The organism is Thalassotalea euphylliae (assembly GCF_042682785.1).
Lineage (GTDB): Bacteria > Pseudomonadota > Gammaproteobacteria > Enterobacterales > Alteromonadaceae > Thalassotalea_F > Thalassotalea_F euphylliae.
Window position 1 is genome coordinate 393,974 of sequence record NZ_JBHUIB010000012.1, and the last position, 24,806, is coordinate 418,779.

General features: G+C 43.0%; 17 protein-coding genes. 5 read left to right on the forward strand and 12 right to left on the reverse strand.

Translation table 11 applies throughout. The features are described from left to right. The 7 genes from ACFSJY_RS16245 to radA form a co-directional block, all read right to left on the reverse strand. Nucleotides 1-2,310 carry a di-heme-cytochrome C peroxidase gene (locus ACFSJY_RS16245; RefSeq protein ID WP_386036659.1) on the reverse strand — a complete coding sequence of 770 codons (2,310 nt, stop codon included), beginning with the start codon at nucleotides 2,308-2,310 and terminating at the stop codon, nucleotides 1-3. A 17-nt stretch (nucleotides 2,311-2,327) separates the two neighbouring features. Further along, a complete protein-coding gene (locus ACFSJY_RS16250; protein ID WP_386036662.1) occupies nucleotides 2,328-3,407 on the reverse strand; it encodes an SMP-30/gluconolactonase/LRE family protein in 1,080 nt (359 codons plus the stop codon). A 13-nt stretch (nucleotides 3,408-3,420) separates the two neighbouring features. Next, nucleotides 3,421-5,433, reverse strand: a complete 2,013-nt coding sequence (locus ACFSJY_RS16255) for a patatin-like phospholipase family protein (protein WP_386036664.1) — start codon at nucleotides 5,431-5,433, stop codon at nucleotides 3,421-3,423. Nucleotides 5,434-5,560: 127 nt separating this feature from the next. Beyond that, nucleotides 5,561-6,190, reverse strand: a complete 630-nt coding sequence (locus ACFSJY_RS16260; protein WP_386036667.1) for a DUF998 domain-containing protein — start codon at nucleotides 6,188-6,190, stop codon at nucleotides 5,561-5,563. Between the two features lie 62 nt (nucleotides 6,191-6,252). Then, nucleotides 6,253-8,259, reverse strand: a complete 2,007-nt coding sequence (locus ACFSJY_RS16265; protein WP_386036670.1) for a methyl-accepting chemotaxis protein — start codon at nucleotides 8,257-8,259, stop codon at nucleotides 6,253-6,255. Nucleotides 8,260-8,541: 282 nt separating this feature from the next. Next, nucleotides 8,542-10,767: a S9 family peptidase gene (locus ACFSJY_RS16270; protein ID WP_386036673.1), complete on the reverse strand. Its 2,226-nt coding sequence runs from the start codon at nucleotides 10,765-10,767 to the stop codon at nucleotides 8,542-8,544. A 101-nt stretch (nucleotides 10,768-10,868) separates the two neighbouring features. Beyond that, on the reverse strand, nucleotides 10,869-12,233 hold the full coding sequence (gene radA, locus ACFSJY_RS16275; RefSeq protein ID WP_386036675.1) for a DNA repair protein RadA: 1,365 nt from the start codon (nucleotides 12,231-12,233) through the stop codon (nucleotides 10,869-10,871). Nucleotides 12,234-12,412: 179 nt separating this feature from the next. Between radA and ACFSJY_RS16280 the strand changes: the two genes are divergently transcribed. Next, on the forward strand, nucleotides 12,413-14,866 hold the full coding sequence (locus ACFSJY_RS16280) for a PilZ domain-containing protein (protein ID WP_386036678.1): 2,454 nt from the start codon (nucleotides 12,413-12,415) through the stop codon (nucleotides 14,864-14,866). Nucleotides 14,867-14,876: 10 nt separating this feature from the next. Here ACFSJY_RS16280 and serB read toward each other — a convergent pair whose 3' ends face one another. Then, nucleotides 14,877-15,890, reverse strand: a complete 1,014-nt coding sequence (gene serB, locus ACFSJY_RS16285) for a phosphoserine phosphatase SerB (protein ID WP_386036682.1) — start codon at nucleotides 15,888-15,890, stop codon at nucleotides 14,877-14,879. 88 nt (nucleotides 15,891-15,978) lie between these two features. Between serB and ACFSJY_RS16290 the strand changes: the two genes are divergently transcribed. After that, nucleotides 15,979-16,593, forward strand: coding sequence for an AhpA/YtjB family protein (locus ACFSJY_RS16290; RefSeq protein ID WP_386036685.1), 615 nt, complete (start codon nucleotides 15,979-15,981; stop codon nucleotides 16,591-16,593). On the opposite strand, the gene ACFSJY_RS16295 is transcribed toward ACFSJY_RS16290, so the two are convergent. The 4 genes from ACFSJY_RS16295 to prfC form a co-directional block, all read right to left on the reverse strand. Further along, the gene (locus ACFSJY_RS16295; RefSeq protein ID WP_386036688.1) at nucleotides 16,550-17,356 is read right to left on the reverse strand and encodes a TatD family hydrolase; all 807 of its coding nucleotides are present in this window, start codon (nucleotides 17,354-17,356) and stop codon (nucleotides 16,550-16,552) included. The genes ACFSJY_RS16290 and ACFSJY_RS16295 overlap by 44 nt on opposite strands. A gap of 6 nt (nucleotides 17,357-17,362) precedes the next feature. Further along, complete coding sequence (locus tag ACFSJY_RS16300) at nucleotides 17,363-18,484, reverse strand: HDOD domain-containing protein (RefSeq protein WP_386036691.1); 1,122 nt, start codon at nucleotides 18,482-18,484, stop codon at nucleotides 17,363-17,365. A 15-nt stretch (nucleotides 18,485-18,499) separates the two neighbouring features. Continuing rightward, nucleotides 18,500-20,239, reverse strand: a complete 1,740-nt coding sequence (gene argS, locus ACFSJY_RS16305) for an arginine--tRNA ligase (RefSeq protein ID WP_386036694.1) — start codon at nucleotides 20,237-20,239, stop codon at nucleotides 18,500-18,502. Nucleotides 20,240-20,562: 323 nt separating this feature from the next. Next, nucleotides 20,563-22,143 (reverse strand): peptide chain release factor 3, encoded by a 1,581-nt coding sequence (gene prfC / locus ACFSJY_RS16310; RefSeq protein ID WP_386036697.1) that lies wholly within the window; start codon nucleotides 22,141-22,143, stop codon nucleotides 20,563-20,565. 228 nt (nucleotides 22,144-22,371) lie between these two features. On the opposite strand from prfC, the gene ACFSJY_RS16315 reads away from it, so the two are divergent. From ACFSJY_RS16315 to ACFSJY_RS16325, 3 genes are read left to right on the forward strand one after another with little or no spacing between them, the layout of a single operon-like run. Further along, nucleotides 22,372-23,088 carry a hypothetical protein gene (locus ACFSJY_RS16315; protein WP_386036700.1) on the forward strand — a complete coding sequence of 239 codons (717 nt, stop codon included), beginning with the start codon at nucleotides 22,372-22,374 and terminating at the stop codon, nucleotides 23,086-23,088. A 52-nt stretch (nucleotides 23,089-23,140) separates the two neighbouring features. Further along, the gene (locus tag ACFSJY_RS16320) at nucleotides 23,141-23,515 is read left to right on the forward strand and encodes a BlaI/MecI/CopY family transcriptional regulator (RefSeq protein WP_386036703.1); all 375 of its coding nucleotides are present in this window, start codon (nucleotides 23,141-23,143) and stop codon (nucleotides 23,513-23,515) included. Then, a complete protein-coding gene (locus ACFSJY_RS16325; protein ID WP_386036706.1) occupies nucleotides 23,508-24,746 on the forward strand; it encodes a M56 family metallopeptidase in 1,239 nt (412 codons plus the stop codon). Before ACFSJY_RS16320 ends, ACFSJY_RS16325 begins: the two co-directional genes overlap by 8 nt. The last annotated feature ends 60 nt before the right edge of the window (nucleotides 24,747-24,806 follow it).

Here is a 24,806-nt window from a genome sequence, read left to right on the forward strand (position 1 = left end):
TTATGAGTCTGTGTTAGCTAGCGCTAAACAATTAACTGGATCGCGTTTTTTCAATGGCTTTTCGTTGTCTTTGTGAATCTTTAAATATTCAATTAATTGCCAACGTTCATCAGGGGTAAGCTCAGGGCCAATAACGCCATATTGTGGTGGGTTACCTGGCTTGTAAGGAACATAACCTGCTCTGAATTCATGACCTGTATTTAAATTTCCGTCTATAGTGGTGTCGAACCAGAACCCACTTTTTGACAGTGGTGTGGTGTCGTAACCTAAGCTTACTGGGTCGTATTCACGGCGACCAACAAAGAATTTTTCATCACGTTCACTGACAGGTGACAACAATTGATAAATGTTAGGCACCGACCCATTGTGAAGAAACGGTGGTGTTGCCCAAATACCTTCTAGAGGACGAGCCTTATAAGCAAGTGGCTGTTGAGGCATATCAAGCGCACCGAAACCGTCAAAACAAGCTTGTTGAGCTTCTGTATAGTTTTTGTCTTTGTAGTGTTTTTCACGAATCATAATACCGACGAGGTTAAGAGCTTCACCAACGGTGAGTGATTCAATGTTTAAACTGCTGATGACACTATCAAGCTTGTTAAGTTGCTCACTGACCAGTGCTGTTTTGATATCAGACTGCACTGTAGCATCACCATATTCAGCGATTTTTTCATCTAAGCTCGTAATATCGCTGTACTGACTTTCCCAGCTACCGAAGACTTTAGACAGTGTTTTGTATGTGTCTTGGTTCTGCGCTAGCCAATCGGTTTGATAGTGCAATTGACTGGTTTGTGGGTTGGGCTGAGACAAAAATGCAACTAAAGCAGGATCTTTCAATGCTTGTTCTGTCACGCGTTTTAGGTTGCGTACATGAATTGGACGCACCGTAGCAATGATTTCATCACTAGTGATTCCTGTTTTTGACAGGTTGAATCGATTGTTGACGAAGTTAAATGCCGTGTTGGGGTCAGTACCAATTTCTTCTATGCCAAGGGTTTTCATTATCCAAACTGGTTCATCTGCGGTTTTAAGCGGCATATCAATCGCTTTTAACATCTCATTGGCGGGATGTGGGCCATGACAGCCCTGGCAGTGTTTCTGGAACAACACTTTGCCTTTTGCGGCTTTTTCTTGATCAACCTTGCCGAACAACTCTTCTGGCCATTGCGGTGGCGTTAGGTCTTGTAGTGTTGTTTCAATATCGTGAATATTCTCTGCAAGGACAGAGCTATTAAAGCGCTGGTCGATAGGAAGCGGACGGCCGTAGTTATCAACAAATGCAATGTGCGCGCCGACACCTAAAGCTTCGCCCATGTTGCGTGCCATCGGTTGTTTAACAGAGGCGCCGTACTGCACCCAATCGAATTTCCAGATATTCCACACAGGTGGATAACTCACAGGGCCTGTCGCCAAGTGGTAGTTTTCGTCAGCTAAATTATCGCCGAATACGGTATTGCCGATACGGGCGAGAGCATCTGTGCGACCAAAGCCTTCTTCTACAGGATAAAGGTGCTTACTTGAGTCGTTGTACCCTTGTTTTACAAATGCCCAAAGTACGTTGCCAAAGCTTTCTTTTAGGGCGCTTTTCGCTTCTGAGGTCGCTTCGTCGCCTAATACCTTGCGTGCAAAACGGTTGAATTTAAACGGATTAAGATATGTGCTTGCCATTGACGCCACGAGTGTGGGGACAAAGTGACCAACTTTCATGGTGGTGAAAGCATGCATTGCCTGTCCGCCATCGATACGAATAGCGTATCGTGTACCGTCTTTGCTGTAATTAAGTTGGCCGTTATGACATGCTGAGCAAGTAATGTCGAGTAATTGTGCGTCATTAATCGTGCTGTAATGCTTAGTAAAGCCTAACGGGTATAGATGTGGATTAGCTTTCGTTGGTTGATCATCAACAATGAAACCGTAGGCTTTCATATGGTTGGGATCTGCGAAACGATCTCGACCCCAAGGCATTTCTAAGTGATTAAACCAATCGTATTCGAAACCTTTTAAACTGGTCCCTTGCGCAGTGTAGTAGTAGAGTTGGCGTTCAGGTGATTGTTCAGTGAGTCCCCAACCTTGGTCTAGGTAAACCGTTTTATCTGTTGGTTCATAAAGAGGAATTTGACTCGCTGGGTAATGGATGAGCGCAAATAAGCCAATAGTGGCAATAACCACTACGCCAATAAAACCAATAAGCAATCCTTTGAGCACTTTAAAAACGGTTAGGCTCTTCAGAAAGTCGATGAACCAACGAATAATTTCGCCGCTAAAGACGAAGTAGAGGGCGTCTTTTATTTTCGTAAAAATCCAACTAATCATAGTCTTATCCAATTGTATTAGGCGTTGAAATCAAGCTTTAAGCCCGCGACTTTGGTTTGCAGTTTCACAAGTGCTCCGCTAGCTCCCAGTGTGATAAATGCAGTTTTTAAATCATCGCCACCAAAGCAAATATTTGAAGGCAATGGTGCAAATTTTCCATCTGGGCGCTGTACTTCAATATATTCGAGTAATTCACCTGCTGGCGACACGACACTGATACCGCCATTTGACATCGGCATATTGCCATATGGCAGCATAGTTGCGATGTGTAAATTACCTTCGCTATCGATGGCCATAGAATCAAAAATGGCTTGGCCGCCAAATTTGTAAAGTTGGTAGGTGCCGTCAATTGACGCAGGGTTCGGCTTGATTTTTCCTGGTGCAGAAAGCTCCCAGTAAAGCACTTGGCCCGTGTAGGTTTCAACCGTGTACAATCGCTTGCCATCTGGCGACAAGCCAATACCGTTTGGCGCATTCAATGGGAATACCATTTGCGTAATTTCGCTGCCATCTGCTTTGGCATAATAGATGCCGGTAATATCTCTATCTAGCTCTCGGCTTTTGCCCCAATCGGTAAACCAGAAGTTACCTAGCTCATCAAATACAATGTCATCCGGGCCTTTGAGTTCAAACGGGGTAGGTGACTCTTCAACGGTCCATTGCATTGTCGCCATGTCCAGACGGCGAATTTTGCTGGTTTCGGTGTACAGTGTTGTCACGTCGCCAGTTGCTAAGTCGACTTTCTGAATTAAACCGCCTTTGTAATCCGCTGGTTGGGTTGTGCCAATGTTGAGGACCTGTTCTTTGGGGGGAATGGGTACTGGCATCCATGTAAAGCCACCGCAGTTACAGATATAGGCATGACCGTCTGGGCCAATGGCTAAACCGTTTGGTCCACCGCCAGTATGCGCGACAATGGTTGACTCGCCACTGGCTGATACTTTTACCAATGTTTGCGCTTTAATATCAACAAGTAAAATGCTGCCATCTTTCAGATATACCGGACCTTCAGGGTACTCGAGCGAGGCAGTGATAAGTTCGAATTCGCCTTGATAAAACTGTGAATCGGCAATGGTAACTTGTTTAGTTAATGGCATGAATAGTCCTTTGCTAGTGTTTTTTTATTATTGTTCGGTGTTCTTTCAGCATTTGGTGCGTAATTTGGAAACCTAATTCGCGATACGCTTCAAACTGATATTCGTCAAAAAATTGATCGGCCGTCGTTTGGTCTGGGAATGTTGGATTCTCATGTTTATAGCCCACCACATCAGGGCTTAAACCGGCAATCATGGCTGATTTAATATAGAGAAATTCAGCTGTTGTGCCGTCTTCATAGCTAAGTTCGCCGACCACATAAGCTTGTGCACTAATGCCATTTTTACCAGGCAGTAGTGGCGATGTATCGAGCTTTAATTTAGCACCAAAGTCGACGCGTATCAGCTCGGTCATTTTCGCCAAGTCATGAAACTTAAACAGTGGATCAGCACCGGCATCAATAGAAATGATCACTTTTGCTTTGCGTTTTACCAGTTCGTATACGCCTAAATTTTCGAAATGGCCGCCGTCTGACAAATGGATATAGGGTTGGTTTTCATCCAAGCCTTTACCTAGCATATCTCTGAATATGCAGTTGTACCAAAGTGGCCTTTTTACCGTGTGGGCAAGTGCGGTCTTAGGATTAGGCAACCAACAGCCTAGACGCAAATTAAATAGTGCCATGACAAAGTTTAAACCACGGCCTCGTGTCAACGCGGTATTTGTTGCTACCGCAGCGCCAGAGATTGCAGTAACGCTGGCAAGATCTGTGTTACCGGTCATGTAGTTACCGGTTGAAATATAACCTGTCGCTGATGAGCCCGCCATCACTGGTGTAAATGTGAAATTATCGCCACATCGACTTTTATACCTAGGGTGCTTCGAGTCAATCAATTCCAAATTACAGTTGATAATGTGATAGGGACCTTTGTCTGCAGTAAATTCCGCCAAATAGCACAGCTGAGATGCTTTCCAACCCTCTTTCGCAATAATTATTTCGTCATCACTTTCAGTATCTGGGATGCTGGTTGGCATAAAGGTATCGCGCAATCTGTTGCGGTAATAACCATGCATGGAAATGAGGTTGATATCGCAGCAAATAGCGAGCGTGACAGACAGTGCTGTCCAAATGTAAAAGCTAACCGGCACATATAACACCATAGGCTCTAGCCAAAGCGTGGCAAGGTGGTACGTCATGGTGAAGGTGCTTAGGCAGAAGACATAAATTAACCCGCGAACAAGAAGCCCTGTGATCAGTGAAGGGCCGTCTTCTCCTTGCTGATTGCTTCGTTTTATAAGCATTGAGGCAAGCACGGCGCTAACAATAGCGACTGATATACTGCTATGGACCACTTTTTCTGTGAATTGGTAGATGGCGTCGTGTAGCCATGGCAAGTGGCCAACGATAAGGAAACCTAACGTTATACCTGCGGTCTTCGTTACAGCACTTCGGAGGTATTCTGTAGTACGTTTTTTCAAACCACAAGCGCCAGTAGATATGGCGGTGGCAAACATCAAGAGAATACAAAGGCCGAAACCGATAAAACCAAACAAGGTGGCGAAACCAAAAATGTTTGAAATCGGTTGTTCGCGAAGTGGCAATAACCATTCACCGAGCTGGATAGATGAAAGGAAAAATAACCACACGAATGCTGGGATAAGGATAACCAAATTTATGAAGGTGCCGGTCAGAATGGCGGTCATTAATGATAGTTTAGTGATCCCGTTGCCTGGCGTCAGAAAACTTGCATGCGAGCGCAGCCATGCTAAAACTGCGCCACCTAGCTTATCGTGATCTTTGCGGTCTGTACCAAAGGGGAATCGACCGTCTAGCTTTTGATTAAACCAGCTGAGGCAAGACGCCATATAACCACCACCAGATACAGATGACGTAATATCAACGTGTTCAAGCACATCATGTTTTTCCAGTGCCTGCAGTACACCTAAATTGAAGGTTGCCGAACGTATGCCACCGCCGGAGAGCGCGACACCCGTTAAGCCTTGTTCTGTAGATTGATCAGGACGGCGCTTAGCGATCCAAGCTTGTTCCTGTTCGAGCAATTGTTGTTTTTGTTGTTCGCTCGTCACTTCACTATTCCGTTAATGGTTAACAGAACCAGCATAACAAGATTCAATCTATTGTTATATAAAGAAATAATGAAATTGTATGACTAATGGATATAAGTGGTTGTTTTCTGGTCAACCAGACTGGGTATTAGGCGTTGAAATACTGTGTGGAGAGCAAGAAAGATAGAGTGCTTAACCATAACAGCTTTATCCAGTATGACATGCGCTGATAGGTGCCAACATGGCGTTTTTGTTTTACAGATTTCGCCATTTTGTACAAATAATACACGGCTATGACTACCGTAAATATTGACACTAAATCAAACCAGCTGGGCAAGCCGATAGAATCGCTGCCCATGGCAACCAATAGTGGTGCTGTCAATAATGAGAGCAGCATGATAAACCCTGCCCAAGAGTGCACCTTGCAACTGAAGCTAGGTACCTTTGTATAAGGATCTTGGTCCATTGGAAAGTAACCAGCTACCCAGGTGCCAATACCATGGATAATTATCAATATGCCCGATAGTACTATCCACGCATCCGCCACTTGCAATGTCATTAAAAACCAACCAAATAGACAGAAGATAAGCCCAAGTGGATAGTTATTGATCATCGGCGACAGTTTTTGAGTGGGACTACCGGTTGCCCCCAGCTCACTACAAAATTGCTGGCTATGGCTGTAGTTTGGATAGAACTTTGCAGCAACATAAACCCCAAGTGAAATCCAAACTGTAGCAATTATCCCTGAAAGAGCGGCGATACTTTCCAATGTTGTCATGTTTTTTTGTTACTTTCAGGGGGAGCTATTGCTCCCCAGGTAATGTTGAGAGTCGTTAAATATTACACAGTAAACTGTCGGATCGTCTCGTTCAGCTCTTGTGTGATTTCACGCTGTTCACTGCTCTTAGCTGCCATCTCACCGGTTTGGTTTACGGTGATATCGGCCAACTCATTGACTGCAATGGTTTGGCGGGTAATCTCGTCAGATGCAGAAGCCTGCTCGCGTGTCATCGATGCCGTTTCATTGGACTGCTCTTCAATTAAAGCAATAGCTTGTGTGATTTCGTTTAATTTGTCGCTCACCTTGTTAATAGTGCCAACCCCTTGCTCAGTTTTAGCTCGGCCAACATTCATTGCTTCTACCGCTTGTGAAGCAGAGGTATGCAATTTAGCAATAATCTCTTCAATTTCTTCGGTTGAGTCTTGAGTACGACTAGCTAACGTTCTTACTTCGTCAGCAACAACAGCGAAACCGCGACCCTGTTCACCGGCACGTGCCGCTTCAATCGCAGCATTAAGTGCGAGCAAGTTGGTTTGCTCAGCAATACCTTTGATGACCTCCAACATGGCGGTAATTGATTGAGAGTTCCGATGCAGCTCTTCAACAACGTCGGCTGCCGTTGACACATCAGTCGTTAACTCGTTCATCAAACTTGTTGCTTCTTGCGCAAGTACTTGGCCTTCTCCTGATTCATTGTTCGCTTTCGTGGCATATTCAAGGGCAGTTTGTGCGTTGTCAGAAATACCGTGAATGGTTTGGGTCATTTCTGTTGCAGCCGTTGCTATTTGCTCGATGTAGCCTTTCTGTTCTGAAACATTGTTGGTAAAGTCGCCCACTAATTTACTGACATCGTTTGATTCACCTAGCACTTTCTCTGTAGTTTGGTTGGCTTGCTTGATGATACCTTGAATGTTCGAGACGAATTGATTAAAGGCATCACTTAGCTGGCCTAATTCATCATTTCGATCGAGGTCAATACGCTGTGTCAGATCACCATCGCCTGTCGCAATGTCATTCATCGCTTCAACGATTTGGTTAAGAGGGTTAGTAAGTAGCTTCTGGATAGTATAAACAGTCACGCCAGCTGTGATCAGAATCACTAATATGACGATGATAGTTGAGCCCCAGATAGCACTGTTCACCGGATCATCAATAACATGTTGAGGCACCATAAAGCCAACACGCCAATCCAACTCCATCGTCTCATCATCAATATTTGTGACAAAAACAAGGTAGTCTTCACCTTGCCATGTAACATGGGTCAGTGTCTCTTTCTGTTTTTCTGTGGCAGCCATTAGCTCTGTGAAACCGTCAGCATCAGAAAATTGCTTATCGACTTCTGTAAGCTTTGGTAGCGTGCTCATGTCGATGCGGTTTTGATTATCTGGAAATGAGATGATTTGACCGTCTGAGGTATACAAAAAACCGTAACCTAAGCCCTGAAACTTCATGGTATCAATCAGTTTACTGCGTACTTCAGATGCCAAAATATCAATACCCATGACGCCAAGCAGCTGCTGTGATTTACCATAAACAGTGGTTTTTATAGACGTCACTATTGAACCATCATTGGCGTCGATTTCAGGCTTGGTAATAAATAAGCGGTCGCGCTCTAAAGCTTCATACCACCATGGACGTTTACTTGTGAAATAGTTTGGATCGTTGTAGCGACCATTGATATCGAAATATTCATGCGTTGCTTTAGGCGCGTAGAAAACTGATTTGATCAAAGGATCATGCGCTGATTCATTTTTAAAGAATTGGACAAGTTGCTGATACGTGGGATCACTATCAATATCGGAGCCACGTTCTGTGTATCCTTCGAACCACTCGTTCACAAATGTATTGCCTTTCAAAGACGTTACTACACGAGAGCGTTCTCGGAAAAACTCATGGATGCCGTCTGACGCTTGCTGCGTAGAAATTCGGATATTTTGAAGTACTGAGCTTTCAACGGTTTCAGCACGTTCGCTGGTTACTGAGACTGCAACAATGATCGATATTGCAGAGATAATGCTGGACACATAGAGCAATACCTTACGCACTACGGAAGGTCTATTTTTCATGTTTCACCCTGAATTTATAATTTAGTTTCGGTCTGCAACTGCATGAGGTGTGTCCGTATCTATTTGTATTAACTAAGCTTTCCCTGCTCTGGTTAACTGCAATTGAAGACACGAGATGGTATACAACTATTATTGTTGTGGTTCTAATTACCGCCCCGATTTCGACTCATATTGACGAAAAATTTTACATTTGTCATGCGCTAATCAAAAAAATATACAATTTTTATTTGGGATAAAAAAAGAGCAAGCGATTGCTTGCTCTTGATGAAGGTGATGAACGCCTTATTTAAAGTGGCGATCAAAGAAATTGACGATAGTATTACCTAAGTGAACTTGAACTTTCTTCCCGCGCATACTGTGCTTACTGCCCGGGTAAGTCATCAATTCAAACGTTTTATTTTGATCTTGCATCGCTTTGATTAACTTCGTTGTGTTGGTGAACAATACGTTGTCGTCAGCCATTCCATGATATACCAATAGTGCACCATTTAAACCATCGATGTAAGGGAATACACTGCTTTGTTCATAGCCTTCCGCGTTTGCTTTAGGGTGATTTAAATAACGCTCTGTGTAGTGCGTATCATATAGCATCCAATCGGTTACTGGCGCACCAGAGACACCTGCTTTAAAGTAATCACCTGCTTTGAACATAGACATTAACGCCATATAGCCACCGTAAGAGTGCCCATATACACCAATACGTTCTTTGTCCACATATGGCAACGTGTGTAGGTATTTCACGCCTGTGATTTGGTCTGTAACTTCAACATCACCTAATTTTTCATAAATTGGAAATTCAAAGCCTGTACCTCGATAGTTTGAGCCTCGATTATCCAATTGAAAAACAATGTAACCTTGCTGCACGAGATACTGAGTGAAGTATTCTTTCTTGCTCCATGCGTTAGTCACACGTTGTGCGTGTGGTCCACCATAGACGCTAACAATAACTGGGTACTGTTTACCTGGCTCCATTCCTTTCGGTTTGTAGAGTTTATAGTACAGGTTAGTCGTGTCGTCATCCGAACGGATTGAGCCGTATTGAGGTAACGACCAATTTTCCATGTAAGGCGTTAGTGGATGTGTTTCATTAACCACGTTTTCTGACAACCAAGTAATACGAGCACCGTCAGTTTTATGAAGGCTTACTTGATTTGGTTGCGAAATGTTTGAGTAGTTATCAATATAGGACTGGTTGTCACCCGCAAACACTATTTTATGGAAACCGTTACGTTTAGTCACACGTGCTACATTTTCCGGTGACTTCGCTTTTAGAGGCACTTTATATAAATGACGTTCAAGCGCTGTGTCTGCACGGCCCGTAAAATAAAGCCAGCCATTTTCTTCATCAACGCTTTCTAATTGGTCAACAACCCATTGACCTTTGGTCAATTGAGCTTCTAATTTACCTTTGCTGCTAAAATGATACAGGTGTTTGTAACCATCACGCTCTGATGCCCAGATAAAGCTATTGTCTTTCAGGAAGTACAAATCGTGATGCAAATTTATCCAGTGATCAGATGTTTCGGTAAGCAGTACATTTTGACGGCGGTTACGCAGGTTATAACTGCGTAATTCTAGTTTTTTCTGGTCACGACTTTGCCATTGGTAGGTTAGTACTTGGCTATTATTGGTCCAATTGACTCGTGGGATATAAATATCGGTATCTTTACCTGTGTCAATGAAGCGTATCTTTTTTCCTTTAACATCTACCGTGGCAAGTTGAATGTTTACGTTGTTGGTACCTGTGGCGGGATAACGCTGTTCAATTAGCTTAATATCTTCTGCATAGATTTCGTTGCGAATTTCGATTTGCACAGGCGATTCATCAACACGCAAAAACGCGATGTTTTTCTCGTCCGGAGCCCACCAATATCCCGTCATTCGGTCCATTTCTTCTTGAGCAACAAACTCAGACATACCGTTTTTGATAGGGCCTTTTCCGTCTTTAGTCAGCCTGCGTTCTTTACCAGACTTAATATCGATGACGTAAATATTCTGGTTACGGATAAAAGAAATGAAATTACCTTTTGGAGAAAACTTTACATCAGTTTCAAAGGCTTCCGTTTCGGTCAGGCGTTTCGATGTTTTATCTTCTAAGTTGTAATAGTAGATATCACCGTTTACGGGAAAGAGTAGTGCTGTACCATCATTTGAAAAGGTATATTCCATAATACCTGTGCCATAGACACGTTGGCGTTCACGGCGTGCTTTTTCTTCATCCGATAAGGTTTCTGGCCCTGCGAAAATATCGTTTGAATCAACTAGCAGTCTATTCTCGTCTGCCTCTATGTTGTATTCCCATAAATCGTAACGGTAGATGTCGTCAGTTTTACCTTGCAAATAGGTAACACGAGAACCGTCAGGAGAAAAAGACAATGACTTAGGCGCTTGACCTGTTAGTGATGGTGCGCTGTTGATGCGCTCTAAGGTAAGTTTTTCGGCATTAACACTTAGTGTGGCTAATGCAACAGCCAGCAAAGTTGCTGACTTCTTGAGTAATACGTTCATTAAAAACCCTTAAACTGCGGGAATATTGCGCCTTTATGTGGCGTAAAAGCTCGCAGCAGTCTAACAAAATTTTTTATACAGGTAGAGCGCTAAATTTGTTACTAAATAGCATCTAGTGCTTGGCTTAATTTTTTCACACCAATCACTTCCATACCCTCTATAGGCGTCTTAGGCATATTGTTGTATGGCACAATTGCACGTTTGAAACCGTGTTTAGCTGCTTCATTAATACGTTCCTGGCCGCTTGGTACAGGACGAATTTCTCCAGATAAACCAACTTCGCCAAATACCACAAGGTCTTGCGGTAAAGCTCTATCGCGAAAGCTAGATACAAGCGCCAGTAGCAAAGCCAAATCAATACTGGTTTCTGCAACTTTAACGCCACCGACGACATTAACGAAAACGTCTTGATCGTTCATTTGTAAACCGCCGTGACGGTGCAATACCGCGAGCAACATCGCTAATCTATTTTGTTCTGCGCCCACCGCTACACGTCGAGGATTACCAAGGGCTGAATGGTCGACTAGGGCTTGAATTTCAACAAGAAGTGGGCGAGTGCCTTCCCAAAGCACCATGACGACACTGCCTGGCGTTTGCTCTTCGCCACGATTTAGAAAGATAGCAGAGGGGTTTTTAACTTCTTTCAAACCAGTTCCCGTCATACCGAAGACGCCTAACTCGTTGACGGCGCCAAATCGGTTTTTATGGCCACGCAATGTGCGATAGCGTGAATCAGTAGAACCTTCTAGCATGATAGAGCAGTCGATACAGTGCTCTAAAACTTTAGGCCCTGCTAAGTTACCGTCTTTTGTGACATGACCAACCAAAATCATGGCGACATGATGCTGTTTGGCAAATCGCGTTAAATACGCTGCACTTTCTCTCACTTGAGAAACACTACCCGGAGCAGACTGCACGTCACTCATGTGCATGACTTGGATAGAGTCGATGACCATGATTTTAGGTTTTTCGCGTTCGGCAATATGACAGATAGTTTCAACACTCGTCTCTGATAAAAGCTTCAACTGATCTGTTTGCAGACCAAGTCGTTTAGCTCTCATCGCAACCTGCTGCAAAGATTCCTCACCAGTGATGTACAAGGTTTGCATTTGGCTGGCGAGGTGACACATGGTTTGCAATAGCAATGTACTTTTACCCGCACCAGGTTCACCACCAATTAATATTGCGCTTCCTGGAACAATACCGCCGCCAAGAACGCGGTCAAACTCGGCAAAACCCGATGAAAAACGGGGGAGGTCGGTTAAATCAATGGTGTCTAAGGTTTGCACTTCGGCGTTAACAGCGCCAGCGTAGCCAGAAAACCCTCCGCCTCTGCCCGCAGATGGTTTGGCTTGGCGGAATTCGGAAATCGTGTTCCAAGATTTACATTCGCTGCATTGTCCGTGCCATCGGGTAAAGTCGGCACCACATTCAGTGCATACATAAGAGGTTTTATTTTTAGCCATGAATGTCCTTTAAGGGCATAGATATTGCTTTTACGTGGATAGTGTTTAAAAATTGGCGTTATCAACTTTTTATTCACGTAACTGGTCGCTTTTTGATGAAATGGCGACGTGGTTTAGACGCGGCGTATTGTGCTGACTTGGCCTAAATATATCGTCATTGTATAGATAACCGAGCGTAAATGACTAAAGATTTTTCTCAATATATAAAAATAATTGAACGCTTCCGAGGGAAAGTAAATCAAAGCGACTTTGAAGCTAATTTTCAAAGCGCGACGCAGAATATTGCTAAAACTGATCGCTTCTTACTCAAAATGGAATTGAAGCGGTTGGCGCAACCGTGCACGCGTTTAATTGATTTACGTGGTCATGTTGACGGCGAATGCAAGGCATTTGAAGATGATAATCGCGTACACTTTATTGATGATATTGCAGAAAAAGTATTTAAAGAAAATATGGCGGCATACGGTGGATATACCTTTGGCGTATATGAAGCCGTTAATAATACTGAAAATAATTTCCGTGTCATTTACCAGAAAGAGAAGTCTTCGACGATAGCTGCGGCAAATCCAAGTGCCTCTGATAGCCCTAAAATACTAGAAAAATTGCAGTATCCCGCAAAGTTTTACCCATTTGGTCATTACCACAACCGTAGTGAAGAGCGGATGAATTTCGCAATTGCTATCGAGGTAGAGTTGCCAAATGGTGAAGCGCTAGAAGCGACAAGTTCAGATATCAGTGTTAGTGGCTGTAAGTTTCGCTTCCATCAAACACAGAAAGTAGCCGTTGGCGATGTTTTAAAAATTGTTTTCAAAGGTTTAACCGAAGAGTTTCAGTTTGGTAAAGACAACAGCTTTGAATACGAAGTATGCAACATTAGCATTGAAGAAAATAGTCAATTTATCGGTGCTAAGCGCTTAATGTCCGTCGAAAAAGATGGCTTTAAAACCTTTTTACAAGGGTATATCCAAGGCAATAAACGTCGCTATAAAATCAATTTGGATAACACCATTCAAGCGATTCAATCGCGCAGTTTAGAACAATTCACTTTACCTAAATCGAATGAGTTGCCTGTTTTTATCCAGCGTCAAGGTACTGAATTGTTACCACGATATGCGCTGACGTCGAACAACAACCAAGCTACATACGAATATTGGCAGGATGAGACAAAGCGTTCAGCATTACACTTTTTGATCAATGCCGATCGAATCGAACGCCTGATAAGAGCGGCGAAATTAGGCAAGCCATTAACTGTCTATAGTTTTGTCCATCAAAGCCAAGGGAAGAGTTTTTTCTACACGGCGGATGAAAAACAGCTAGCGCAAGACCGTGAATTTATGAGCCAGTTCATTGGTTTTGCTGCATCTAAGAATACATTTGCCGTGACCGAGTTATCAATTCTTGAAGTCAATAGCGCACATGCGTTGAGCCCATTTACGGTGGCCAATACACTGCCGAAGAAAGATGAATACTTGAATCTTCCACCTTCCGAAGAAGTCGACGCTATCGTTGCGCGCTTACCTTATATCGTCACGGCACTGGATATTACCGATGACAAAGTGCATGCAGACTATGCACAACTTAGCTTTAAAGATATTGATAAAGCAAAGCTGAAATCGCTAGGGCACAAGCGTTCAGCTACACCTATAGTGGTCGATAGTTTAGGCATTAATTATCGCAACCACCGTCAAGAAGCACGTTTTGTTTATAAAACGCCTGTTGTTGTAGAAGCTGAAGGTGTGAAATGGACAGGCGTATCGCAAGATTTTTCTGTGTCTGGTTTGAAAGTAAACCTGGATAAGTCGGCTGTGTTAAGTAAAGGGGAAATCGTCAATATTAGCTTCCCTAATTTACAAAAAATCACGTCTTCGTTTGATTTAAAATCATTGCCGTATGAAGTGATGCGAATCAACAAGAAAAAGAATGTACTAAATTTGCGTGTATTTGTTGAAAAACATCAACACATTGGTCGTGCATTCTTTAAAGTGTTGATAGAGAAAAACAAAGAAAAGCTAACGCCTGATGAATATGCAGATATGACACCAGGGTTGGCGAAAGCATTGCGCTCGATTTATTCACATGTTCTGAAAGTGCCAACACTTTTCGTTCAAACCAGCGGAAGTCGTTACAAGATAGAGTCGGTAGGTGGAAGCACACCTGATTTACCGTTGTTGACACAAATGCGGTCGCTAAGTGATAGACCCAATCATTTTAATTTGTATCCTTTGCTGAATAACCAGCAAGCAACAAGTTTAATGAGCTCTACGCTGAAGAAACTGCAGGCGTCAGATGCACCGATAACCGATACGTTATATATCTCAATTAAGCATGACTCTGAGCTTATCGATAAAGCGGTGACCACCAAGCTTGCTAGTGAGCTACAAACAAGCAAGCTAAAGAAGATGTTTATATCTAACGCACTGAAAAGCGGAAGCTTTTATTGTGTATTAGTGAAGCTGTCCCGTGCTGATGAGCCTGATATGGACCATTTGAACCCTGAACTGAGTTACATAGGTTCTTATGCGATTCACCGGGGTAAGCAAATCGAACAAGATATATGGAGTGTAGCTGGTGTTATCCAGTGTTTTGATGTGACGCAAGAAACGGTCTTACGTCATCAATTATTGTCGGTTTAATACCGGTCTCTTACTTCAAATAATGCAGCATAAGGTCTAAGCCAGAGTGACTGATACTGGTGTCAGCTTTTGCCAGTACTAAAGGTTTGGCTTTGTAAGCAACGCCCATGTGAGCAGCGGCCATCATAACCAAGTCATTCGCACCATCTCCCATCGCAACAGTTTGAGTGCTATCTATAGCGTATTGTTCGGCTAATGACTGAAGTACCTCGGCTTTTACATTCGCATCGACAACGCGACCTAATACCTTGCCTGTTAGCTTTGCGTCTACAATCTCTAGCACATTAGCTTCGGCTGCGTCTAAACCAAGCAGTGCTTTCAGATGATCGGCAAAATAGGTAAAGCCGCCAGAAGCGATAGCCACTTTCCAGTTATGTTGTTTCAGCTCTTCAATCAACACTTGCAGGCCCGGCATCAAAGGAATGTCTTTAGCAACTTCAGCCAGAATAGATTCTGGCGCATTTTCTAGTGTGCCCACACGTTGATATAGGCTCTCAGAAAAATCTAGCTTTCCTTGCATGGCAAGTTCAGTAACTTCGGCAACTTTTTCACCAACGCCTGCTAGCGCGGCGATTTCATCAATACATTCTATTTGAATTGTGGTTGAGTCCATATCCATAACGAGCAAGCCAGGTGTAGAGAGTGTAGGCGCATTCTGGACTAGGGCGGCCTCGATGCCTTCGGTGAGGGTGATCTCAACTAGCTTTTCGCGCGCACGTGTTAAGTCAGGCGTATTCACTAGCATACGCAGGCTAGTTAACGCATTGCGATGGTTAACCGCTGTGATTGTCGCATCTGTGAGTAAACATTGATTCAAAATTTTCGCTAGGACAGGAAATTCGATATCTGAAAATACGATGAGCTCAATCGTACTCGCACTATTGGCAGATGTTGCATCTAATGAAAACACATTATCGGCAAGAGAGAGTGAAACGGGCAGAGAGCCTTGAATAGCCTCAATCGCTTGTGAAAGCGGTTGTTGTAGTGATACGTCGAACGTCAAAGGTAAAGCACTAGCAGTCACGGAATTTCCTATATTTTGATTATTCAAACTGAATAGAAATTACGATATTGTATTGAAATAGGTCGTTATCTAAAAAGCTTGGTTGGTCATGACACAATCAGATGTGCAGTTATACCCTAAAATTTCGTCGATATATAATAAAATTCTGCAATTAGCTATCGCAATTGTGTTGATTGTCGTGCTCATGAATTTGATTCTTGAAAGTCATGGTAGACAGAGTTCGCTCATTGAAGAACATCAAACTCGAGTAGGTGACAACTACATCGAGCAAGCTGCGCTTACGACACTCGCGTTGCTAGAAAATGGTAAAAAAGCACAGATCAGTGAACATGTTGCTCAGCTATCAGTGCCAGCGTTTGTCAATACTGTGACTCTGTATGACGAAACCGGACAAACTATTCATCAATCAGGTGAGCGTCTTTCAATGAATACTTTGTATGGCATTAACGAACATACCGATGATCGAAGTCAAGAATTGCAAAGCTTTGTTTTAGAATTACGTGGCGACAAACTTTACGGGTATTTGCGCATGACGCTTGATAAAGGGTATTGGCAAAATGACTTGCAAACGGCGAATACAAATACGCAAGAATTAATGCGTATCATGCTGATTATGGCGGGGTGTGCAGGCTTCTTTTTGACGCGCGGGTTAAGTCGTTTTAGCCGTCAAGGTTATCGTGTAGCGACGAAAAAAGCTGCCTAGCATTTACGTCTATTTGGTTAGCTAACGCAGCCCTAGATTCTTCTCTTATATTAGCTAAGGCATCAAACACCTTGCTAATATATTGTGGCTCATTTGGGGCGCCTTGCATGCCATTTAGAGGCATTGCTGGCGCATCGGTTTCTAACACCAACGACTCTAGAGGCAATTTTTTTACCGTATTTATCGTTTTCGCTGCTCGTTCATAGGTGATAGTCCCACCAATACCGATTTTAAAGCCTAAGTCCAAGTAGGTTTTTGCTTGTTGAAAACTACCAGAGAAAGCGTGAATGACGCCTCCATATTCTGGCTTTACACGCTTAAACGATTCGGCAATTTTCGGATGGGATTTTCGGTGATGCACAATAATGGGCTTTTTGACCTCATTCGCAAGCGCGAGTTGGTACTCAAATACCTCTATTTGCCATGATAGGTTACCTTGTTCTTCCGCAATTTTGCCGTCTATTCCTGCTTCTCCTATCGCAGGCAGTCTGTTGAGATTTTCAATGATTAGTGCTCGCAGACGCTCTAACGTTTGCAGTGATGTATTTGCTAAAAACCAAGGGTGTAAACCCAAGCAAGGCATTATTTGAATACCCTGATACTTACTAGGCAGATTTAATACGTCTTGCCAATTCGTTGGGCCAATACTAGGCACTACAATTGTAGTGACATTGCTTTTTGCGGCTCGATTCAGCGTAGCGTTTAAGTCTTGTGAAAGCGCTTCAAAATCTAAATGGCAATGAGTATCGGTGAAGAAGCGCATCTATCACTAGAGTCTAAGCTTGTCGGCTCTTGCCACTAATTTATCGAGCACACCTTCTAATTTAAACGCTTCAATAAACGCTGGTGTTAACTCTCTTTCTCGAATCAACGTATCTGCCACATGCACGGCATGCGCGACATCGAAAGGTTTTTTCACCAACTTTTCAGGACTGTGGTGTAAAACAATCGCTTCAATAACAGGATAAGGAAAGCCCCACATGTGAAGCAAATAGCCGCCAATGTGGCAATGATCGGTAGCAAAAATTTTCTGCTCTAGTTTCGAATTGTCTGCAGACCCCAGACGGTTCTGGAAGAATTTCTTGGTTTGAGTTGGGTTGATTTCATAAAGTACCAGTTTACCCAAATCGTGAAGCAAGCCTGCAAGCAGCGCATTTTGCTTCATTTCTGGTTTCACCATAGAAGCGGCTAACTTTGCCGTTGATAAACTGTGAAGTTGCTCTTTTTCGATATTAAAATCATCGATGCTAGGCTGATAAGAAAACATTTCTGCCGTCATGACGATACAACAAAGAGTATCTACACCCATCTTAGTGATTGCATCAGAAATTGTTTCTACTTCACGGCCTTTCGACATGGCAGAGCTATTTACAAACTGCATTACCTTGGCAACAAGTGCAGGATCTCTTCCTACGATTTCTGCAATTTTGTCTGAGTCTGTTGTATCGTGCTTCAGCAATGCATTTAACTGCATGTAAACTTTAGGTGGGCTAGGCAGCGTTTTCACATTTTGTACTGCATCAACAATGTGCTTTTTGGTTATTGCACGTTGCTGTGGGATATACATTTCCAAAATGTTAACCAGTTCTTGCGAGCGAATAGGGCGCTTGAGCTGGTGATGAACATTACCGTATTCCTCTTTATCATCCTCATCTACTGATAGTATTTTCAAGGACGTAGGAGAATAGGTCGATACTTCTTCTGCAAACGCTTCAGGTTCAATACCTGTAGCTGACGTGCTAATGAAGATAATACTCCATTTTGACGACTTGATTTGCTCTAGAGCTGAATCATGGTCGCTAGCAAAGGCAAGCTCATGCTTGCCATTGCCGAACATTTTAGTGAGTGTTTGTTGTTCTTTGGTGTTTTCACCAACGTAAAATAGCTTCATAAATCCAAATAAAAACTACATACGCTCCATCACTTCGATGCCTAAGATGTCTAAGCCTTGTTTAAGGGACTTCGCGACAACAGCACAAAGTGCTAAGCGTGATTGTTTAACGTTATCTTCAATACCCTCTTTAAGAATAGGGCAAGCTTCGTAAAAACTCATATATAAGCTAGCAAGTTCATATAGATAGTTACAAAGTAAATTCGGTGTACATTCGCCGATGACCGCGTCCAACACTTCTTCTAATTGAAGCAGTTTTAATGCTAATGCTTTCTCTTGTGGTGCTTCTATAACTGCTTGAGCACCTGTTGCAGCTGCATCAACACCAGCTTTGCGGAAGATACTTTGAATGCGTGAATATGCATACTGTAAGTAAGGGGCAGTAGCACCCTCAAAGCTCAACATGGTTTTCCAATTAAAAATATAGTCGCTAGTGCGATTTTTTGATAAATCAGCAAATTTAACTGCGCCAATACCAACCTTGCGAGCAACTTCTGCTAACTGGTCAGCAGAAATATCTGGATTCTTTTCCTTAATGACATCAGTTGCACGGCTAACCGCCTCATCAAGCAATTCAGCAAGTTTAATGGTACCGCCTGTACGTGTCTTGAATGGCTTGCCATCATCACCCATCATCATGCCAAATGGGCAATGATCGTAGGCTACGTTCTCAGGTAAGAAACCTGCTTTTCGGGCTACAATTTCAACTTGCTTAAAGTGAAGTGATTGACGAGCATCGGTAAAAATAACAATGCGATCAGCATTGAGTTCACCACTACGGTAGCGACAAGCAGATAAATCAGTTGTCGCATACAAGTAACCACCACCAGATTTTTGTACGATGAAAACAGATGGTTCGCCGTCTTTATTTGCCATTTCTTGAATGAAAACGACTTTAGCGCCTTGATCTTCAACGGCGATCTCTTTCGCTATCAACTCATCGATCACTTTCGGTAGATCTGGGTTGTACGCGCTCTCGCCCATAATGTCATCACGCGATAACGTCACGTTTAATTTTTCGTAAATTTCTTCACTGTGAGCGATAGAGATGTCGATAAATTGTTGCCAAAGTTTGCCGCAATCAGCATCACCGCTTTGCAGCTTGACCACGTAATCACGTGCACGGTCGGCGAAACCGTCTTCATCATCAAAACGCACTTTCGCTTCACGGTAAAATGCTTCTAAATCTGCTAATGCGGTTTCAGCTACCTCATCTGAAGCTAATTTGTCACTCAAATGCGCGAGCAACATACCGAATTGTGTACCCCAGTCACCCATGTGGTTTTGGCGAATAACTGTGTCGCCGCGAAACTCTAATGCGCGTACAACGGCGTCACCGATGATGGTAGAGCGTAAGTGACCAACGTGCATTTCTTTGGCAAGATTCGGTGCAGAGTAATCTACAACAACGGTTTGTGGCTCAGCACGTTGTGTAACACCTAAATGCGTATCTGCAGACGCGTCTGAGAGTTGAGACGCTAACCAAGCATTATCTAAATGAATATTAATAAAGCCAGGACCAGCTAATTCTATGTTTGAAGCGATGCCATCTAGGTCTAAGTGCTCAACTACTTTCGTTGCTAGCTCTCGAGGATTTGTTTTTAGCTTTTTTGCAGCGCCCATGACGCCGTTCGCTTGATAATCGCCAAACTGCGGCTTGGTAGATTGGCTAACCGCTGGGTTAGTGTCTTCTGGTAATCCTGCTGCGACCATTGCAGCGAGTACTTTTTCCGAAAGTAGTTGTTTAATATTCATCTAAGGGAGTCTCTTTCTCATTGTTATTTCAAACAATTACGGCTTCAATCGTGCTCACATATACCTATATGCTGAGCGCGTTTTCATTGTTCTTGTTTGAACTAACTGCGAGAAATGAGAATCCCACAGCTAGGAATTATTTCAAATGTTAAGTTATTAACTTGCTATTTCGTATCAACTTGTAAAATAAACGTTGTTTTCTAATTTCATAATAGGGGACGTTTTAGCAAAGCGGTCAAAATTTTTTATGTAGGAGCTTAGTAACCTAAGTGACAAATAAAAATTGCAGACAATGCTGATAAAACGTTCCCTATGAAGAAATTTTAGTGTTCACGTGTTTTGTGGAACACAATATCCGGATGACGCTCTTCCGCTAAACTTAAATTCACCATAGTCGGTGCAATGTAAGTGAGGTTATCACCGCCATCTAACGCTAAGTTATCTGCCGCTTTCTTGCGGAACTGATCTAACGTACGTTCATCTTCTGCTGTACACCAGCGAGCTGTCGCTACACTAATCGGCTCATAAATCGCATCAACGTTGTATTCAGTTTTCAAGCGCTGTACTACCACTTCAAACTGAAGAACACCTACCGCACCTACAATCATGTCATTGTTGTTTAGCGGACGGAATACTTGTACCGCACCTTCTTCAGACAGCTGAATAAGGCCCTTTTGTAATTGCTTGGCTTTTAGTGGATCACGCAGGCGAATACGACGGAACATTTCCGGCGCGAAGTTAGGAATACCGCTGAACTTCATTTCTTCGTTTTGTGTGAAGGTATCACCAATTTGAATACTACCGTGGTTATGCAAGCCAATAATGTCACCAGCAAAAGCTTCCTCCACGTTGGCTCGGTCGCCCGCCATAAAGGTTACTGCATCGGCAATTTTTACGTCTTTACCGATACGTACTTGGCGCATCTTCATGCCCTTGCTGTATTTACCCGACACAATACGCATAAAGGCGATACGGTCACGGTGTTTAGGGTCCATATTTGCTTGAATTTTAAATACGAAACCCGAGAATTTTTCTTCCGTTGCTTCAACATCACGTGTATCGGTTGCACGAGGCTGTGGTGTTGGTGCCCATTCTGTTAGGCCGTCTAACATATGATCTACACCGAAGTTACCTAATGCTGTACCGAAGTAAACCGGTGTTAACTCACCACGTAAAAACTCTTCTAGGTTAAACTCATGTGAAGCGCCAACAACAAGTTCCAACTCTTCACGTAAGTCTTCTGCAAATGGACCAATCTCAGCATCAAGCTCTGGATTGTCTAATCCTTTGATAATACGCTTTTCTTGAATGGTATGGCCTTGACCTGTCGAGTAAAGAATCGTCTCGTCTTTTAAGATGTTGTAAACACCTTTGAATTCTTTACCCATGCCAATTGGCCAAGTGATAGGCGCACATTTTATTTTCAGTACGTCTTCTACCTCATCCATCACTTCCATTGGGTCACGGGTATCACGGTCCATCTTGTTCATAAATGTGATAATGGGTGTATCACGTAAACGCGTTACTTCCATCAGTTTGATGGTGCGGTCCTCTACACCTTTGGCGGTGTCGATAACCATCAAACATGAATCTACCGCTGTTAATGTGCGGTAAGTATCTTCCGAGAAGTCTTCGTGACCAGGAGTATCAAGTAGGTTTACCAGGCAATCCGCGTAAGGGAATTGCATTACAGAGGTAGTAATTGAGATACCACGGTCTTTTTCCATCTCCATCCAGTCAGACTTAGCATGCTGTCCTGACTTTTTACCTTTTACGGTACCAGCAGTTTGTAACGCTTGTCCGAATAAAAGTACCTTTTCGGTGATGGTTGTTTTACCAGCATCCGGGTGGGAAATAATCGCAAAGGTACGGCGTTTTGCGACTTCCTGCTGTTGTACAGACATAAAAGACCCTGTGATTGATAGAGTGGAAAAATTAAAGCGCAATATTATAGCGAAAAACGTCTCCATGGGCAGTAGCTAAACAGTATAAATTGTGCAATTTCATCGTAAATTTGACCTAAATAAGAAATTATTTTTACGGAAGAGAAAATAAACACTTGTGAATTATGATTACATGTGTAATCTTTGTTTTAAATTACAAGTGTAATCACTGCGTTTAGGTAACGGTTTATGATTGAGGAAATGCTTAAGCAAGCTGGAAAAAAATCAATAGGAATGCTGATGCTGTTGTGCGTTTCGGCATGCAGCTCACCTACTGTTCACCTTTACGCAAAGTACTTAGATGATGAAACTGAGAAGCAGGTTGTTCAGCAATTAGAAGAGCAAGAATTTCATGTTGAAGTGAATCGTTTGAATTATCCTGAAATGGTAAACCAATCGTCAATTATTTATTCGCCATTCGTGTCGCAAAAAGACACTGTGCATGCCCTTGAAGCGTTTATGAATAGTCAACACTGGACTATCGGCTATGTATCAGCGCTAAAGGAGGGCAACCATTGGTTTCAGAAAGATACGATAGGGTTATTTTTAGTGCCTGAAAATGTTCAACCACATTCAGGTAAGAATATGGAAGACCTGGCGTTGACCTATAAAAGTCAGCATTGTGCCAGTGACATAAACTTATCTTTAGCACGTGATGGTCGTTATCGTTTCAGCAAAGCGGTGAAGAATGACAAGTATAGTTATGGCACTCAGGGACACTGGCGAATGCGTTCATATCCATATGTTGAGTTAAAACCCTTAAACAAAGGTCGATGGCTGTATTTTGAAGTAGCCCAGTCTGTATCCCAAGACCAACTTGGCGAAGCTAAACTTTATACGCTAAAGCCACTAGAGGGTTATGCTGGCATAGAAGGGTGTACATTTGAGTATGGCGAGCGCACCTAAGTATAGAATAGACATAAAGTGAGTAGCAAAAACAGACGGTAAAGGCAGGAAGATGGCAGATATAAGTAATGCGGAACTAGAGGTGCTTGGTGTGCTTTGGCAGAAGAACCCAATTTCTGCGAACGACATTATTGAACAGTTAAATCAAGAGCGAGAATGGCACGAAAAAACGGTTAAAACTCTGCTCAATCGTCTCGTGAAAAAGGGGGCGATAGGGTTTGAAAAAGAACAACGACGCTACTTGTATTTTCCGCTTATTGAACAAGCTAAGTACCAAGAGCAAGCGAGTGAGTCACTTATTCAACGTCTATTCAGCGGTCGTGTATCGCCACTAGTGGCAGGTTTTGCGAAGCATAATCAGTTGCAAAAAGAAGACATCGACTCTCTTAAACAACTTATACAAGACTGGGAAAAAGATCATGATTGATTGGCTACAGTTGGTCATAGGACCATTTACTGTTTGCGTGATGCTTATGCTCGTTATTCGCAAGTATGGGCTGAGTTCTTTGGGTCCTCAAGTGCTCTATTTAAGTTGGTTGATAGTTCCTGCTAGCTTAATTGTTCCCGCCATTGAGCTGCCTAACTGGTTTGCGGCAATGAATGAAGGACAGTCTTTTCAGCGATATTTAGCATTTGCTGATACGCCGCAAAGTCAGAGTTGGGTACTTCCTATTCTTCAATATGCTTGGGCTGTTGGTGCAATAACGCTGCTTGGTTACTGGAGTATTCGGCACATTGCGCTTATTCGGGCGCAATCTACTTGGCAGTCTGTTAACCAGTATTCAAAAGCGCTGAACAGTGTGCTTGGAGATAAAGGTTTAAAGGTTTATCAAAGTGATGAGCTTTTCAGCCCTATGCTGGTGGGCATTGTGAAGCCTAAGCTCATAATCCCAACTGACTTTGATGAGTTGTTTTCCGAGGAGCAGCAAGTGTTGATCCTTGAACATGAACTTTGTCACTACCGTCGTGGTGACTTGGTATGGAATGCAATAGCGCTAGTGTTACTGGCGGTAATGTGGTTCCACCCTTTGGCATGGTTAGCGTTCTCGCGTTTTCGCCGTGACCAAGAACTTTCCTGTGATCAAGTTGTGTTGGCGCGCAAACACACCACTAGCAGGATCAACTACGGCAAAGCCTTAGTGGTGGCTGCAGAGACTGCTCCACCATTAGGGTTTGCCCAATTGTCCTTTAAAGAATATGGAGATAAACACGTGATGTTTGAAAGAATCAACCTGATCAAGAATAAACCTGCGGGTTCTAAAGTAATTTCTACCGTGCTGTTCGCTGGCGCAGTGTCGTTGCTATCGGCAATGAGCTATGCAGGGAGCGCTGAAAAATTAGTAAAAGCGGATACCGTTGTGCCTGTTAAACGTATCGAGCCACTTTACCCTAAGCAAGCTGCTGATGATGGTGTAGAGGGAAGCGTAGTATTAAAATTTGATGTGACGGCTAGCGGTGATGTGACCAATGTGTCTGTCATTAAAGCGACCCCTAAGAAAGTGTTTGATAAGAGCGCGAAAATTGCCCTTCGTCAATGGAAATATGAAACCTCAACTGCTGGTAGCACCAATAATTTAGTACAACTGGACTTCTTGTTGGGCAAAGCCTCGAAAGGCAAGTTTAAGCAAGTTGAACAGATAGCTGTTGTGAATCATTAATTAAAGATGATGTAGAATCAACGCCGCTTAATGCGGCGTTTTTTATTAAGTAACATATTA